The sequence below is a fragment of the Corynebacterium sp. CCUG 71335 genome, from assembly GCF_024454075.1.
Taxonomy (GTDB): Bacteria; Actinomycetota; Actinomycetes; order Mycobacteriales; family Mycobacteriaceae; genus Corynebacterium; species Corynebacterium genitalium.
Genome location: NZ_JAGPYY010000003.1, coordinates 1 through 16,655, shown reverse-complemented (window position 1 = coordinate 16,655; position 16,655 = coordinate 1). Strand labels below are relative to the sequence as shown.

Here is a 16,655-nt window from a genome sequence, read left to right as displayed (position 1 = left end):
ATCTGCGTAGCCTGGAGGCATGGCTACAACACCGGATATTTTCTCCAGCCCATCCCGCTACATCCAAGGCAAAGGTGCCATCCACGAACTGGGCACCCACCTGAAAAAGCTCGGCGATAACCCGCTGCTCGTCTCTGACGACACGGTGTGGGGCATCGTCGAAAAGCAGCTCACCGACGGCTTCAAAGAAGCAGACCTGCCGCTGACCCGCGTCGGGTTCAAGCGTTTCGCCACCGCCAAGGCGGTCGACGAACTGACCGAAAAGATCAAAGAGAACAATCACGACATCATCGTCGGTGTCGGCGGCGGTTCCGCTATCGACGCCGCGAAGGCCGCCGGCTACCTGGCCGACATCAAGTGGGCATCCGTTCCCACCGCGGCATCTTCCGACGCACCGACCTCAACGCTGGCCGTGATCTACACCGAGGACGGCGCCTTCGACGAATACCGCTTCTACCCGAAGAACCCGGACCTCGTTCTCATCGATACCCAGATCGTTGCTGGCGCACCCGTGGAATTCCTCATCGCCGGCATCGGCGACGCACTGGCCACCTGGGTCGAGGCCCGCGCCGCCGCCCGCGGCAACGGCACCACCATGAACGGCGGCCACCCGACCCGCGCTGGTGGCGCATTGGCAAAACTGTGCTGGGACATTCTCTGGGAGCACTCTTTCGCAGCAATCGACTCCGTCAAAGCTGGCGTGGTCACCCCCGCCCTCGACGCAGTCGTCGAAGCCAACACCCTGCTCTCCGGCCTGGGCTTCGAGTCCGGCGGTCTCGCCGCAGCGCACGCCGTTCACGACGGCCTGACCGCGGCCGAGCAGACCCACGGTCTCACCCACGGCCAGAAAGTGAACGTGGGCACGTGCGCCCAGCTCATCATGGAGGGCGCTGACGCCGAGGAGATCGAAGACTTCATCGCCTTCACCACCAAGGTGGGCCTGCCGAACTCCCTGACCGAAGTCGGCCTCTCCCCCGACGACACCGAAGAGCTTAAGGCAGTGGCCAAGGCCGCCACCGCCGAGGACGAGACCATCCACAACATGCCATTCCCGGTCACCCCAGAACTGGTCGTTGATGCGCTCGTTTCCCTCGAGTCCATCTCCCGTCGCGTCCGCGAGGACCGCGGCCTGCCGGAGCCGGTCAAGTACGTGGCTGAGCACTAAAGCTGCTCGCCCCCGTTCATGGGTCGGGCATGAGTAAAGGGCCAAGGGCGTGATGCCCTCGGCCCTTTGGCATTCCCGGGTTTTTCGATCCGTGCACGAAGCGGTGCGGCCGGTGCGCGCGGCCGGTGCGGAAAAGTTGACAAACCGGATTTCCGCCTAGAACTGTCCACGCAGGTCAGAGAGTTGTTGGCCGTTTAGGCCGGATCGCGGATGTCAACTTTTCCGCAGCCTACGCGGACCCTGCGGGCCCACGCGGCCCTGCGCGCCTACACTCGGGAGAGCTCGGCCGTGACCGGCCCGGCGATCTCGAGGTCGAGGACGCGCAAACCGTCCGACTTCGCGGACTCGATAATTTTCGGGTCGATCGGGTCGCGGTGGAGCACCATAGCGGTCGGACCGGCGCCGGACAGGTACGCGGCGTAACCGCGGTTGCGCAGGCGGTTGACCCACTCAGCCGTGACCGGCAGAACGTCGGCGCGGTAGGGCTGGTGGAGACGGTCGCGGGTGCCTTCCCACAGCAGCTCCGGGTGGTGCTGGACTGCCACCGTCATCACGGCGGTACGCGAAACGTTGAAACGCGCATCCGTATGGGTGACATGCGACGGGAGCACTTTGCGCACCGCGTTTGTGGACGCGTGGAAGCTCGGGACCAGTGCAGTCGCCTTGATGTCCGGGTGGACCGGAAGCTGGACGGCGCGGTAGATGGGATGCGATACACCGTCGACGGGGATGTCGGTCCAGCTCACCACGGCCTGGCCCAACACACTGGCCGCGGCGTTATCCGGGTGGCCCTCAAACGAGGAACTCATCTGGACGATTTCCTCGGTGTCCAGCACGTCGCCGGCGAGAGTATTGGCGGCAACCACACCAGCCACAGCCGCCGAGGCAGACGAACCAAGCCCGCGCGACTGCGGAATATTGTTCGTGCAGGTCACCTTCAACCCGGGCGCGTCGACATCAGCGGCCTTCAACCCCTGGCGAATCGCCTTGACTACCAGGTGGGAGTTATCGCGGGGCAAGTCGTCTGCGCCTTCGCCGAAGATCTCCACCTCAAGGCCGGAGGAGGTGACTTCCACCTCGACGGTGTCGTAGATCCCCAAAGCCAAACCGAGTGTGTCAAAGCCGGGCCCCAGGTTCGCCGAGCTACCGGGCACGGTCACGCGAGCACGCAAGCCCACCTCAAGATCGGTGCTCATGACTACTCGGCAGCGTCGGCGTCGAGGCGGATGACGGAGTTGACGGCCTTGACGTCGTCAAGCGTGGCCAGTTCTTCGACGATCGCCGCAAGCTTGCGCTCAATCGACATGTGCGTGACGACGATCAGGCGCGACGCATCACCGTGCTCTTCCTGACGAACAGCCGAAATGGAAATGCCTGCATCAGCGAAGCGGCGAGAAATATCCGCAAGGACACCTGCGCGGTCCACGACCGACATGTCGATGTGGTAGCGCGTCGGCACATCGCCGAAGTCTGCGACCGGGTAGTGAGCGTAGGGGTTGTCCGCCGGGGCGCGGCCGCCGTGAATCTTGTTGCGGGCAGCGCCGACAAGGTCACCGAGCACAGCGGAAGCGGTGGGCGCGCCACCCGCGCCGTTACCGTAGAACATGAGACGGCCAGCGGCTTCGGCCTCAACGAAGACAGCGTTGTAGGACTTGTCGACGCTCGCCAGTGGGTGCTCGTTCGGCACCAGCGTCGGGTGGACGCGGGCGGCGACGGAAGTGGTGTTGCCGGCATCGTCGAAAAGCCGCTCGCAGATCGCCAGCAGCTTGATGGTGAAGCCGGCGTCCTTAGCTGCCTCGATGTCCTCGGCAGTGATGTTGGTGATGCCCTCCGCGTGCACGTCGTCGTAGGTCACGCGGGAGTGGAAGCCCATCGATGCCAAGATGGCGGCCTTAGAGGCGGCATCGTGGCCCTCGACGTCGGCGGTCGGGTCCGCCTCGGCGTACCCCAGGCGGGTGGCTTCCGCCAGTGCCTCGTCGTAGCTCATACCGGTCGACGCCATCGCGTCGAGGACGTAGTTGGTCGTGCCGTTGACAATGCCGGAGATGCGCTGGATCTGGTCGCCGGCGAGCGAACGGCGCAGCGTTCCCACGACGGGGATTGCGGCGGCAACGGCTGCTTCGTAGTAGAGGTCAACACCGGCCTCATTAGCGGCGTCGGAAAGCTCGTCGGCGTGCGCCGCGATGAGAGCCTTGTTCGCAGTGACCACGGACTTGCCGGCCTTGAGCGCGGCGAGAACGCACTGGCGCGGGTACTCGATGCCGCCAATGACCTCGACCACGACATCGATGTCGTCGCGGTCGATCAGCTCCAAGGCGTTGTCCGTGAGCGCGATGTCCGGGAAGAGATCGAGCACTTCGCGGCGCTTGCCCAAGTCAGACACAGCGACACCACGAACATCAATGGGGCCGCCGATGCGCTGCTCCAAATTGGAGGAGAACTCGCTAATCAGGCGGAGCACCTCAGTGCCCACCGTGCCCATTCCCAGAACAGCGACACCGACCGGCTGGCCGATGCCCTTGCCCGGGTAATTACCGTTGTGTCCCTCAGCGCTGTGAGTGGTCTGTGAAGTCATGGTTCTCGAGTCTACAAAACCTCTCGAGCGAGGATGTCCTCTACCGTCTCCCTACGCACCATCGGAGTGACTACGCCATCTTTGACGCTGACGACGGCCGGCCGGCCGAAGCAGTTGTAGTTCGATGCCATGGAATAGCAGTAGGCACCCGTCGCGGCGAGTGCGATGAGATCACCGCGGGCAATATCGTCCGGCCACAAGGCGTTATTGATGAGGATGTCGCCGGACTCGCAGTGCGCACCGACCATGCGGGTGGCCTGCGGAGTGCCGCCTGTGAGGCGGTTGACCACACGTGCGTCATAATCTGCGCCGTAAAGGGCGGTGCGGATGTTGTCGCTCATACCGCCGTCGACGGCGATGTAGCGGCGCGTCGCCTCATCAGTCACGTGCACGTCCTTGACCGTGCCCACCGAGTACACAGTCACAGCGGCGGGGCCGGCAATGGCGCGGCCCGGCTCAACGATGACCTCCGGCGGGGTGATGCCAAGCTCCTCCGCCTTCTCGGCTACGGCTTTGAGCAAGTCCTTCGCCACGTCATCAACGGCGAGCGGCTGCTCCTCGTTGGTGTAGGCGATGCCGTAACCGCCGCCGAGGTCGAGGTAGCCGAGCTCCAGGCCCAGCTCGCGGTAGATCTGCGCATACAGCCCCAGTACACGCGCGGCGGCGAGCTTGAATCCCTCCGCGTCAAACACCTGGGAACCGACGTGGCAGTGCAGACCGGTCAGCCGGACGTTGTCCGCCTCACGGGCGGCCACGGCGGCGCGGTAGGCGGAGCCAGATACCAGCGACAAACCGAACTTCTGGTCTTCGTGGCTGGTGGCGATGAACTCGTGCGTATGCGCCTCCACACCGGGTTTGACGCGGATGAACACCTCCTGCACCGTGCCTTCCTCACCCGCGATGCGCTCAAGCTCCTCGAGCTCCTGGTGGGAGTCGATGACCACTTCGCCGACACCTTCGCGCACGCAGCGGCGCAGGAGCGAATCGGGCTTGTTGTTGCCGTGCACGGTGATGCGCTCTGCCGGGAATCCCGCGTGTAGGGCAATGAGAAGCTCGTTCTCGCTCGCCACGTCGAGCGACAGTCCCTCCTCGTTGACCCAGCGGGCAATGTGAGTGGTCAGGAATGCCTTGGAGGCGTAGTGCACGTTCTCCGGTTTGCCGTAAGCGCGAACCATGTCGCGGCAGCGGGACCGGAAATCGTCCTCGTCGACAACCATCACAGGGGTGCCGTACTCAGCTGCAATGTCCGGCAGCGGCACGCCGGCGATAGTGACTGTACCGTCGTCAAGCCGCTGCGCGCTTCGTGGCCACACATGGGCGGGCAGGTCATTGAAACACCCGGCCTCATTGTGGCGCATGCGCAACAGGTCATCGCGCGACAAATTGGCAGTGTTCAGAACGGGATCGAGCATCGGTCTACATCCTCTCCGGAGCGGTCACGCCGAGCAGGCGCAGAGCATTGGCCAGCACCTGGCGCGAGGCCGAGGCGAGCGTGAGACGTGCGGCATGAATCGGCTGCGGGTCCTCCCCTGCCTTGGGCAGGATCTGGCAGGCGTCATAGAACTTGTGGAAGACGCTGGCCAGTTCCTCGGCGTAGCGTGCGATACGGTGCGGTTCGCGCAGCTCAGCCGCTGCCTTGACGACGGCAGGGAACTCGCCCAGCGTACGAATCAGGTCGCCTTCCTTCTCGTGGGTGAGCAAGGACAGATCAACTTCTTCATCGTCGTCCGAGCGTGCGAGGACGACACCGGCCTCGGCAGCCTTACGTTCGATCGACGCCAGGCGCGTGTGGCCGTACTGCACGTAGTAGACGGGGTTGTCGTTGGACTGCTTCTCCCACAGGTCCAGGTCGATGTCCAGAGTGGAGTCGACCGAGGAGCGCACCATCGAATAACGCGCGGCATCCACGCCAATGACATCCACCAAGTCGTCGAGGGTGATCACGGTCCCGGCGCGCTTAGACATCTTCACCGGTTGGCCGTCGCGGACCAGGTTGACCATTTGGCCGATGAGGACCTCGACTGCCTCCGGGTTGTATCCCAGCGCCTGGGCGGCTGCGCGCAAGCGGGCGATGTAACCGTGGTGGTCCGCACCCAGCATGTAGATGGCCAGAGTGTGTCCGCGGTCGAACTTGTCTGCTACATACGCGATGTCGCCAGCTATGTATGCGGCATCACCGTCGGACTTGAGCACGACGCGGTCTTTGTCGTCGCCGAAGTCGGTCGAGCGCAGCCACCACGCTCCATCGTTTTCATAGAGGTTGCCGTTGTCCTTCAGCGTCTGGATCGCACGGTCCACAGCTCCGGACTCGAACAGGGAGTTCTCGTGGAAGAAGACATCGAAGTCGGTGCCGAAGTCGTGCAGGGACTGTTTGATCTGCGCGAACATCTTCTCGACGCCCTCGCGCCGAAAAGCTTCTTGCACTACCGCTGCATCGCCCTCCAGGATGCCCGGGTTCTCCGCGACAACCGCGCTGGCAATGTCGGCGATGTACTCCCCGCCATAACCGTCCTCGGGGGTCGGCTCATTCTTGGCTGCAGCTACCAGGGAGCGGGCAAAGCGGTCGATCTGGCCGCCGTGGTCGTTGAAGTAGTACTCGCGGGTCACCTCCGCGCCGGAGAATTCCAGCACACGGCCCAACGAGTCACCGACGGCTGCCCATCGGGTGCCGCCCAGGTGGATCGGGCCAGTCGGGTTGGCGGAGACGAACTCCAGGTTGATCTTCTCCCCGTCGTAGATGTCCGAGCTGCCGTAGGCCTCCCCCTTCGCCAGGATGTCGGCCACAATGCCACCGGTGGCAGCAGCCCCAAGGCGCAGATTAATGAAGCCGGGGCCGGCAACATCTGCGGAATCGATCTCGGGGAGGGCGACAAGAGCGTCGATAAGCCAGCCGGCGAGCTCCCGCGGGTTCGTCCCTGCTTTCTTGGCCACCTGAAGTGCGACATTGGTGGCGTAATCGCCGTGCTCCGGGTTGCGGGGCCTCTCGACGGTGACCGTCTCCGGGACGACGGAGGAATCAAGCCCGTGGGCATCGAGCGTTTCGGTAGTAATGGCGCGGACAGTCGCGGCGAGGTCAGCAGGGGTCATGGGCAGCAAGTCTAGATCAGGGGCCGGACACCGGCAGAACTGGCAGGTGCGCTGCTCATCCTTTAATGAAACTGGGTGAAAATCTCCGTTTTCCTCCGGACACACGCGGCTACTGGAATACTTTGACTGCATTATTTTTGCCCGTGCAAAGTATTCGCAGAGGAGATGGTCAATGGGGACCTTTCAGATTCACACCGACGCAGTAGCGGGAAGCGTAGGACTATCCGCACTTGTGTCGGTCTTGCCGCTGTTGGCGTTTTTCGTCATGCTGCTGGGTTTCAAAGCGCGCGCTCACACGTCCGGTCTGGTTGCGCTGGGCGTGGCGCTGCTTGTTGCTGTGCTCGGCTTCAATATGCCGGTCGGCATGGCAGTATCGTCCGCGTTCCGCGGCGGGCTCTACGGACTCTTCCCTATTGTCTGGGTGATCCTCACCGCGATCTGGTTCTACCAGATCACCGTGGCAGCCGGCCGGTTCGAAGACCTTCGCAGGGTGTTCGACAAAATGGGCAACGGAGATGTGCGCATCCAGACAATGCTCATCGCCTTTTGTTTCGGTGGCCTGCTTGAAGCGCTCGCAGGATTCGGCGCACCGGTGGCCATCACCGCGACGATGATTCTCGCCCTCGGCATCCCCCCGCTGAAGGCGGCATCGATTGTGCTGATCGCCAACACCGCCCCCGTTGCGTTCGGCGCGGTGTCCATCCCGATCACCACTGCCGGTGAGGTCGGTGGCCGCACCCTCGAGCAGACAGAGAACATCGCTGCGATTGTCGGCCACCAAACCCCGTTCCTGGCGTTCTTCGTGCCGTTCATCATCGCCTTCCTGGTAGACGGCGGACGCGGCGTCCGCGAGACCATCCCCGCCGCCGTCACCATCGGCCTGTCCTTCGGTATTGCACAGTGGTGGACCTCCAACTACTTCGCTTACCAGCTCACCGACGTCATCGCCTGCATCGTCGCCCTTGGCGCGGCGTTTGTTCTGCTGCAGTTCTGGAAACCGGTCGGTGTGCCGGAGCTGCGTGAGCGCCTTGGCCTTGACCAGCCGGACGCAGACGTAGCACCGAACGCGGGGACAGGAACCCACGGCGACGATGCCGAGACCGAGGTAGCTGGTTCCACCGCGATCAAGACGCGCGCTGAAGCAGCAGATGAGAGCCTTCCCGGCAACCGCGTCTGGATGGCACTGATGCCCTATGCCGTCGTGGTGTTCATCTTCGGCATTGCCAACTTGGGCACGACGATCCCTGAATGGCTGAAGTCGTTCAAACTGGCCATTCCGTGGCCGGGGATTGAGACAGGCCGCATCCTCAGCTCTACCGGCACCGACGTCAAGACCGACTACACCTTCGCCTACCTGCACAACCCGGGCACCCTGCTGGTCATCTCCGGGCTCATCGTCGCGTTGGTCTACATCATCTTCGACGAGAACGGCCGCTACCAGCTCAACTGGGCCCAGGTGGGCAAAGAATTCGTGGACACGGCCTACCGCATGCGCTGGTCCGCGCTGACCATCGTGGTGGTTCTCGCGCTGGCGTACGTGATGAACTACTCCGGCCAGACCGTGACCATTGGTTACTGGTTCGCAGGCCTCGGCCCCGCGTTTGCCTTTCTCGCTCCGATGCTGGGGTGGATCGGCGTGGCGGTCACCGGATCGGACACGTCCGCGAACGCGCTGTTCGCCAACCTTCAGGTCACGGCCGCCGAGCGCCTGGACCTCAACCCGGATCTCATGCTGGCGGCCAACACCACCGGTGGTGTCGTCGGCAAGATGATCTCCCCGCAGTCCCTCGCCATCGCCGCCACGGCGGTGAACATGGAGGGCAAAGAGTCGGAGCTTTTCAAGAAAGTCGTCGGCTGGTCCTTCGTCTTCTTGCTGGCTGTGTGCACCATGGTCTTCCTGCAGACGAACGTGCTCAGTGCCCTAGCGCCCGCTGTGGGCTAAAGGGGAGTAACCTCTACGCTGACTGGCCGGCAACCCACCCAGAAAGGAGCCACCAGTGCGTGTAGCCCTATTTTCCACCTGCATCGGGGACGCCCTGTTCCCCGATGCCCACAAGGCGTCTGCCTTGGTTTTGTCCCGCCTCGGATGCGAAGTCGTCTTCCCGAAAGAGCAGACCTGCTGCGGACAGATGCACATCAACACCGGGTACCAGAAGGAAGTGGTGCCCATTATTGAGAACTACGTTGACGCGTTCGCGGACGATTCGATCGATTACGTTGTCACCCCGTCCGGCTCCTGCACTGGCGCCGTCCGCGAGCAGCACGTGCGCATCGCTGACCGTTACGGTTCCAAGGGGCTTGTCGACGGTGCAACGCGCGCCGCTAACAAGACCCTTGACCTGTCCGAGTTCATCGTGGATGTCATGGGCACCACCGATGTGGGAGCGTTCTTCCCCCACCGGGTGACTTACCACTCCACCTGCCACTCCCGCCGCATGATCAAGGTCGGCAGCCGCCCGACGGATCTGCTGAAGAACGTCGAGGGCATCGACTTCGTCGAGCTGGACAACGTTGAAGAGTGCTGCGGTTTCGGCGGCACCTTCGCGGTGAAGAACGCCGACGTTTCGGCGGCGATGGTCAGCGACAAGGTACGCCACATTAAGGACACGGAGGCCGAGTACGTCACCGCTGGCGACTCGTCCTGCCTGATGAACATCGGCGGTGCTATGTCCCGCCAGCACTCCGGCATCCGCGCGATCCACATCGCGGAGATTCTCGCGTCCACCCGCGAGCACCCGTGGACGCCGACGTCGGCCGCATACTCGAAGGAGAAGATGCTGTGAAGGTCTCACTCGGCACCCCCACTACCCCGCCGCATGCCCCGCTCGAGCCGGGTCACTTCCGCGAGTACGAGAAGTTCCAGAAGAACGCGAAGCACGAGCTGAACAACTCTACGCAGCGCCGGAATCTGCACCACGCGACTACTCAGATCCGTCTCAAGCGCCAGGGCGTTGTCGACGAGCTGGATGACTGGCAGCAGCTGCGTGAGGCAGGCTCGACCATCAAGCGCGACACGTTGGCTCGCCTGCCGGAGCTGCTCGAGCAGTTCGAGGAGAACGTCACCGCCCGCGGCGGCCACGTCCACTGGGCGCGCGACGCCCGCGAGGCTAACCAGATTGTCGCCGACCTGGTCAAAGCCACCGGTGAGACTGAAGTGGTCAAGGTCAAGTCCATGGCGACTGCAGAGATCGCGCTGAATGAGGTCCTCGCCGAAGACGGCATCCACGTTCAGGAGACCGACTTGGCGGAGCTCATCGTCCAGCTGGGCGAGGACTTCCCCTCCCACATCGTTGTGCCGGCCATCCACCGCAACCGCGCAGAGATCCGCGACATCTTCACCGAGAAGATGCCTGGCGCTCGCCAGGACCTCACTGAGGACCCTTCGGAGCTGGCGGACGCAGCGCGTTCCTTCCTGCGCGACCAGTTCATGAAGGCCAAGGTGGCTATCTCCGGCTGCAACTTCGGCATCGCCGAGACCGGTTCGGTGTCCATCGTGGAGTCTGAGGGCAACGGCCGCATGTGCGTGACCCTGCCGGAAACTCTGATCACGGTGATGGGCGTCGAAAAGCTCCTGCCTTCCTTCGACGACCTCGGCGTGTTCATGCAGCTTCTCCCCCGCTCCTCGACTGGTGAGCGCATGAACCCGTACACCTCGATCTGGTCGGGCGTGACCGCGAACGACGGCCCGCAAGAGTTCCACATTGTCCTCATGGACAACGGTCGCACTGCCGCGCTGTCCAACGAGATCGGCCGTGAGGCTCTCAAGTGCATCCGCTGCTCTGCATGCCTGAACGTGTGCCCGGTCTACGAGCGCGCTGGCGGCCACTCCTACGGTTCGGTCTACCCCGGCCCGATCGGCGCAATCCTCACCCCGCAGCTGGCGGGCATGGATTCGACGGATGACGTCACCGCGTCGCTGCCGTACGCGTCCTCGCTGTGCGGCCGCTGCGACGAGGTCTGCCCCGTTAAGATCCCGATCACCGATGTGCTGCTGGAGATGCGCCACCAGAAGGTGAAGAACCACCGTCCGGCACTCGAGGGTTCGATGTTCTCCTCCATTGGCTTTGTCATGGGCAACCAGAAGCTGTGGAACCAGGCGGTGCGCATGGCCGCCGCCGGCCGCATCCTCGGCGGTTTCAACGGCGTGATTGATTCGCTGCCGCTGTTCATGTCTGGCTGGTCCGACTACCGCGACACCGCGGTGCCGCCGAAGAAGTCCTTCCGTGAGTGGTTCGAGTCGGATGAGGCGCAGCAGCTGCTCTCGGATGCCCGCGCACAAGGTGCTGCCCGCAACACTGACCCGAATTCTGACACCGTCGCAGCTGACACCATCGAGGACAATGCCTCGACCAACCAAGGGGAGGCCCGCAATGACGAGCGCTAAAGAGGAAATTCTCTCCCGCATCCGCGACGCGCAGAAGCTCGCAGACGCGCCTGCGAGCGTCGAGCACTCCCACGAGTACCGCACTGAGTCGTCGCTGGGCCGCGACGAGCTGCGTGAAATCCTCGTCGACAGGCTCGTGGACTACAAGGCCGATGTGATCCAGTGCTCCGCGGACGAGCTGCCGGGCAAGATCGTCGAGGTACTCCACGACCGCGAGTGCGACGACGTGCGCTACGCGCCGGGCCTGGAGAAGTCGCTTTTCGACGGTTTCTCCGGCACTGCTGCCCCGGACGAGTCTTCTGTGGACCCGCGCACCCTTGGGGACGCTGATGCGGTGGTCACCAGCTCTGTCGTGTCCGCTGCACAGACCGGCACGATCGTGCTGCAGTCCGACGTTCTAGAGGACGGCCCCGCCGTCTGCGGCCGCCGCTCCCTGTCCCTGGTGCCCGACCGCCACTTGTGCATCGTGCCCATGGACACCGTGGTCTACGGCGTGCCCGAGATGTTCGGCAAGATCGACCCGTACAAACCGGCCACGCTCATCTCTGGTCCGTCGGCAACGTCCGACATTGAGCTCGTGCGTGTGGAAGGCGTTCACGGCCCGCGCGACTTGATCGTGTTCGTGGTGGATTAATTACCGGCTGCAACCGCAGCCAGAACACAAATCGGCCCGCACCCTCCGAGTGGAAAGTGCGGGCCGATCTGCTGTCATTTCCCGTGCCGCGCTTTTCTCGCGCGCAAGATTTATTATGGGCGACATAGTTTTGAAAAGGATTCTTCTTACCTGGGAGGTATCGCAGTGTTCACCGTATTTTCCTTGAAGCGGGCGGCAACTGTCGTTGCGACAGTTGCCGCAGCCGCGACGATGGCCGTCATTCCGGCGGCCGGAGCTCAGCCCGCACCGAAGATTACGTGGGAAGACTGCCCCGCCACCGTTGACGTCGCCGGCGCTCAGTGCGGCCGGATTGATGTTCCGATGCGCTACGACCAGCCGGACGGCCGCAAGATCTCGCTCGGCTTCCTGCAGATCAAGGCGCAGCAGCCAGCAGAGAAGCGCGGTGTACTCTTTGGTAACTCGGGCGGCCCTGGCGGCGATGCCTACACCTACTTCGGGTCGAAGAACGTCGGGTACAACTGGCCGCAAGAGATCCGCAACGAGTGGGACTTGGTCGCCGTGCAGCCACGCGGCTTGGCGCACTCCACTCCCCTAGAATGCCAAGACCCGGCGACCGGACAAGATCCGCTGGCGGTGGTGCGCGACACGGTCGACTCCGTGACCAACATGGGCGGATACGTCCGCCGCAGCTGCCAGACCGGCGGCCCCGGTTACCCGGAGTCCATCACCACGGACAACAACGCGCGCGACTGGAACATGGTCCGCCAGGCCCTGGGGTACGACAAGATCTCCATCATGGGCTTGTCGTACGGTACGTTCCTCGGGTCTGTGTACGCCACGATGTACCCGGCCAACACTGACAAGGTCGTCCTGGATTCCGCAATGGATCCGAACATGGCGTGGAACGACGTCCTGGCGTCCCAGCAGGGAGGCTACGAGACGGTGTTGCACGAGTACTTCACCTGGCTGTCTATGAACGACGACAAGTACAAGATGGGTGATACCCCGCTCAAGGCCTACCAGTACTGGTCCCGCCAGATCGTCGCCGAGACCGGCACGAACCCGACGGTTGTTCCCCCGCCGGCCCGCGTGGGTGACCTGCCTCCGGGGCTTGCAAGCTCCGGCCAAGCTGGAGCTGACCTTTCGACCGCCACCGGCAAGGCCCGCGTGGAGGGCGAGAACGTGGTCAACATGATTCTCAACCCCGGCGCAAACCAGGCCAACTCCCAGTTGCTGCTCATGACCCGCTTGCTCATCCCGCAGCCGAGCCAGTGGCACCTGCTGGCCACCATGACCAACGGCACTGCCGACCAGGTCGGTGAGGTTCCTCCGCCAGCAGTCGCCGAAGAGCTCAAGCTGTCACAAATGCACACCCAGCAGTTGCTCTCCGTGCAGACCTGCAACGAGAACATCACCCCGCCGGACTACACGCTCATCCCGCAGGCCCTGTACACCAACTACATCTCCGGGGACATCTTCACCGCCATCAACGCCATGTACAAGAGCGGATTGATGTGCAACGGAGCTGCACCGGTCGTTGGACGCCCGCATCTCGACGGTTCCAAGCTGGCCGTGCGTCCCCTGCAGATCAACGCCACGCGCGATCCGCAGACTGTGTACGCTGGCCGCGGCACCCTGCACTCCACGATGGGCACGCAGTTAGTGACCGTGCACGGCCCGGGCCATGGCCATGTAGCGTTCGGCAACCCCGTTGTTGATCGCCTCGTGGTAGATTACCTGCGCACCGGCCAGGCAACCACCCTCAACGCGCCCGGTTACTTCGAAGCACAAGGACAATAGAATGAAGTTCCTCGCACTGTCGACCAGCGTCCACCGCTACCAGAGCTCCGGTATTCACACCGGAATGTGGCTCGGAGAATTCACGCACTTTTACGACGTCATGACCAAGGCCGGCCACGAGGTCGACCTTGCCAGCGTCGATGGCGGCGCTGTCCCCATTGACCCGGTGAGCCTGAAAACCCCGGTGATCCAGATGGGCGGCACGAACAAGCGTTACAAGGACCCGGAGTTCATGGCGCTTCTCGACGACACCCCCGCCATCACCGACGTCGACCTCGACTCCTATAACGGGATCTACTTGATCGGCGGCCACGGCACGATGTTCGACTTCACTAACGAGGAAGTCACCGCCGCTGTGGCCCACTTCGCCGACGCCGACAAGATTGTCTCGGCTGTGTGCCACGGTCCGGTCGGTTTGCTCGACGTCACCCTCGCAGACGGTTCTTCGCTTCTCGACGGCCGCAACGTCACCGGCTACTCCTGGGCCGAAGAGAAACTGGCTCAGCGCACAGCCGAAGTCCCTTTCAGCCTCGAGGAGAAGCTGAAGGAGCAAGCCGGCGAGTACACCACCGCTAAGCTGCCCATGACGAAGCATGTCGTCGTGGACGGCAAGCTGGTCACCGGGCAGAACCCGATGAGCGCAGCCGGTGTCGGCGAGGCTGTGCTGGAGCTGCTGGACTCCTAAATCCCGCCTACAGGCGGTCGAGGATCATGCCCAGTGTTTCCTCGGCCGCCTTGATGTTTTCCTCGCTGGGATCATTGACGCTCAAGCTGACGAGCGTGCCGTTTTTCTCGGCCACAGTGTTGTAAGTGGACATCTGCTCCATTTCGGAGTCGGTCCGCTGGATGACGGCGTAGCCCCCATCCGCATCTGCAGTGAAGGGGAGCTCCTCAGCCGCGACGCTCATTGCGCCGGCGGGCGACGTGAACGAGTAGTTTCCGCACTTTTCTAAGTCCGGCGTCGTTCTATCGCGCTCCGGATCCTTGGTCACGCTTAGGTCATAGGCAACCACTGCGAAACCGTCGGTTTGAACGTCACCCGCAGTGAAGGTCTCCGGCGAAACGTCTTCATCGTTGAAGTCGTCTTGGTTCCTCTGGAACTCCTCGCCGCACTCAGGGGGATCGAACTCGAACATATCCGCCGCTTGCACGTCCTTCATCACCTGGAGCAAGTCCTTGATCTGCTCCGGTGATTGCGTGACCACCTGCTCGCTCTTGAAGGTGACGCCATCGAACAACTGGGAGAGATCTTTCACCTCGGCCGACTCGGAGTTCTCAGCCGCCGTTTCTTCGGACGGGGCTGCTTCAGCACTCTCCCCCTGGGTTTCCGTGGCCGGCCCTTCTGCATTGCCCTGCTCGTCCGAGCTGCACCCGGCCACTAGCAGCAGCGTGGACGCAGCGACGGACGCCCCAATCGTTTTCAGTGCGCGTGATGTCAACATGGTGCTTCCTTTTCGTGTGATTCGGTGTTCTTACAGCTCTGCGGGACGGGTAGTTCTCAATCTTAGATTGAGGCAAGCTTTTACAAAGAAGATTCCATTTAGCTACGCCGTTCTGGCACCGCTGGCCCCACTCACCCTAGGAGCACAGCCAGCGTGGTGAGCTGGATCAACGCATTATTTGCAACGTGCGCGATCAAGCCAGCCCATAAGGTGCCGTGCCAGCGGGTGACAAGGGCGCACCCGAGACCAAAGAAGGTCGTGTACAGAATTGCCGGTGGGCTTACGTGGGCGATCCCGAAGATCACCGAACTGAGGATCACGCTCAGCGCGGCAGGCATGAGCGTATCGAAGTACCCCATGAGAACCCGGCGGAAGACCAGCTCTTCCAGGAACGGCCCTACGAGCAAGTAGGCCGCCAAAGTGACAATGATGGGAAGAGCACGCCCGACACCCACTTCTTCCAAGACCGACGTGTCCTCTGCATTGTTCAGCCCAAGGAGCGGCCCCAAGATCGAAGTCACAATGCCGGCGCTGATGATGATTGTCTGAAGTCATGACATAGTTGACACGGCGTGCCTGGGACAGCATTCCTGATGGTTGACAGGTCAGTCGCGACATTGTTGACACTTAGGGGGTAGAAACAATCTGGGGTGATGGTTGACACCTCAGTCGCGACATCATTGACACCTCCCGCCACCCCCGCGTGTTTAGTGACGGTGCTGGTATCAGTCGGGACATCGTTGACAGATGAACAGCCCGAACCGAAATCTCGCCATCGTCAAAGCCGTCCGCGATCAAGGCGAACCAGTCACCAAAGTCGCCAAACGATTCGGCATCTCCCGCCAACGCATCTACAAGATCCTCTCCGAGTTCGACGCCGGAGGCGAACAAGCCATCGCCCCCAAATCGCGCGCGCCGCACACCCACCCCAATGCCGTGCCGGAGACCCTGCGCAACCACATCATCGACATGCGCAAAGAACTCACCAAAGCAGGTTTCGACGCAGGGCCCGACACCATCGCTTTCCACTTAGGACAACAAGGCCTGCGTGTGCCGTCAACATCGACGATCCGCCGGATCATCACTGAAGCCGGACTTGTTGCCCCGCAACCGCAAAAGAAACCACGCAGCTCCTACATCAGGTTTGAAGCGGCCATGCCCAACGAATGCTGGCAGGCCGACATCACCTACCTCTTCCTCATCGACGGCAGGCGCGTAGAAGTCCTCGACTTCATCGACGACCACTCCCGCTACCTGCTATCGATCACCGCCCGGCCAGCATTTACAGGGCCAGCTGTCGCAGCAGAACTACAGCGCCTCATCGACACCTACGGCCCACCGGCATCCACACTCACTGACAACGGGCTGGTGTTCACCGCCCGACTAGCCGGACGCAAAGGCGGCAGAAACGCATTCGAGAAAACACTTAACGACAACCGTATCCAGCAGAAAAACGGCCGGCCAGGCCACCCACAAACCCAAGGCAAAATCGAACGCTTCCACCAAACATGAAGCGTCCTGGTTTTCGTTCCGCTTATTGAACGCCCAACGGGTGGGCGTGTGATTGTTGATAGTAGGCGTCTTCC

The 16,655-nt window shown here is 62.7% G+C and carries 13 protein-coding genes and 1 pseudogene; 8 read left to right on the top strand and 6 right to left on the bottom strand.

Going from position 1 to position 16,655, the window contains the following annotated elements; all coding sequences use genetic code 11:
• The first annotated feature begins 19 nt into the window (after positions 1-19).
• Entirely contained in the window at positions 20-1,165 is a 1,146-nt protein-coding gene (locus KBX19_RS02830) for a glycerol dehydrogenase (RefSeq protein ID WP_255997297.1), read from the top strand.
• A 266-nt stretch (positions 1,166-1,431) separates the two neighbouring features.
• On the opposite strand, the gene thrB is transcribed toward KBX19_RS02830, so the two are convergent.
• Genes thrB through argS form a run of 4 tightly spaced genes read right to left on the bottom strand, consistent with a single transcriptional unit; the run spans position 1,432 to position 6,827 of the window.
• On the bottom strand, positions 1,432-2,361 hold the full coding sequence (gene thrB, locus KBX19_RS02825) for a homoserine kinase (RefSeq protein WP_255997294.1): 930 nt from the start codon (positions 2,359-2,361) through the stop codon (positions 1,432-1,434).
• A 2-nt stretch (positions 2,362-2,363) separates the two neighbouring features.
• Positions 2,364-3,740: a homoserine dehydrogenase gene (locus tag KBX19_RS02820; protein WP_255995943.1), complete on the bottom strand. Its 1,377-nt coding sequence runs from the start codon at positions 3,738-3,740 to the stop codon at positions 2,364-2,366.
• An 11-nt stretch (positions 3,741-3,751) separates the two neighbouring features.
• The gene (lysA, locus tag KBX19_RS02815; RefSeq protein WP_255997529.1) at positions 3,752-5,098 is read right to left on the bottom strand and encodes a diaminopimelate decarboxylase; all 1,347 of its coding nucleotides are present in this window, start codon (positions 5,096-5,098) and stop codon (positions 3,752-3,754) included.
• A gap of 58 nt (positions 5,099-5,156) precedes the next feature.
• Positions 5,157-6,827, bottom strand: coding sequence for an arginine--tRNA ligase (gene argS, locus KBX19_RS02810; RefSeq protein ID WP_040423776.1), 1,671 nt, complete (start codon positions 6,825-6,827; stop codon positions 5,157-5,159).
• 172 nt (positions 6,828-6,999) lie between these two features.
• On the opposite strand from argS, the gene KBX19_RS02805 reads away from it, so the two are divergent.
• The 6 genes from KBX19_RS02805 (at position 7,000) to KBX19_RS02780 (ending at position 14,312) form a co-directional block, all read left to right on the top strand.
• Entirely contained in the window at positions 7,000-8,769 is a 1,770-nt protein-coding gene (locus tag KBX19_RS02805) for an L-lactate permease (protein WP_255997293.1), read from the top strand.
• 55 nt (positions 8,770-8,824) lie between these two features.
• The gene (locus KBX19_RS02800; protein WP_255995938.1) at positions 8,825-9,610 is read left to right on the top strand and encodes a (Fe-S)-binding protein; all 786 of its coding nucleotides are present in this window, start codon (positions 8,825-8,827) and stop codon (positions 9,608-9,610) included.
• Entirely contained in the window at positions 9,607-11,211 is a 1,605-nt protein-coding gene (locus KBX19_RS02795; protein WP_255997292.1) for a LutB/LldF family L-lactate oxidation iron-sulfur protein, read from the top strand. Before KBX19_RS02800 ends, KBX19_RS02795 begins: the two co-directional genes overlap by 4 nt.
• On the top strand, positions 11,198-11,845 hold the full coding sequence (locus KBX19_RS02790) for an LUD domain-containing protein (RefSeq protein ID WP_255997291.1): 648 nt from the start codon (positions 11,198-11,200) through the stop codon (positions 11,843-11,845). The genes KBX19_RS02795 and KBX19_RS02790 overlap by 14 nt, the downstream gene beginning before the upstream one ends.
• 165 nt (positions 11,846-12,010) lie before the next feature.
• Positions 12,011-13,627, top strand: coding sequence for an alpha/beta fold hydrolase (locus KBX19_RS02785; protein ID WP_255995933.1), 1,617 nt, complete (start codon positions 12,011-12,013; stop codon positions 13,625-13,627).
• 1 nt (position 13,628) lies between these two features.
• Positions 13,629-14,312, top strand: a complete 684-nt coding sequence (locus KBX19_RS02780) for a type 1 glutamine amidotransferase domain-containing protein (protein ID WP_255997290.1) — start codon at positions 13,629-13,631, stop codon at positions 14,310-14,312.
• Between the two features lie 7 nt (positions 14,313-14,319).
• Here KBX19_RS02780 and KBX19_RS02775 read toward each other — a convergent pair whose 3' ends face one another.
• Positions 14,320-15,069: a hypothetical protein gene (locus tag KBX19_RS02775; RefSeq protein WP_255997288.1), complete on the bottom strand. Its 750-nt coding sequence runs from the start codon at positions 15,067-15,069 to the stop codon at positions 14,320-14,322.
• Between the two features lie 131 nt (positions 15,070-15,200).
• A complete protein-coding gene (locus KBX19_RS02770) occupies positions 15,201-15,590 on the bottom strand; it encodes a CPBP family intramembrane glutamic endopeptidase (RefSeq protein WP_255997287.1) in 390 nt (129 codons plus the stop codon).
• A gap of 226 nt (positions 15,591-15,816) precedes the next feature.
• On the opposite strand from KBX19_RS02770, the pseudogene KBX19_RS02765 reads away from it, so the two are divergent.
• Positions 15,817-16,578, top strand: a pseudogene (locus tag KBX19_RS02765) (DDE-type integrase/transposase/recombinase); the annotation flags it as partial.
• Positions 16,579-16,655: the final 77 nt, after the last annotated feature.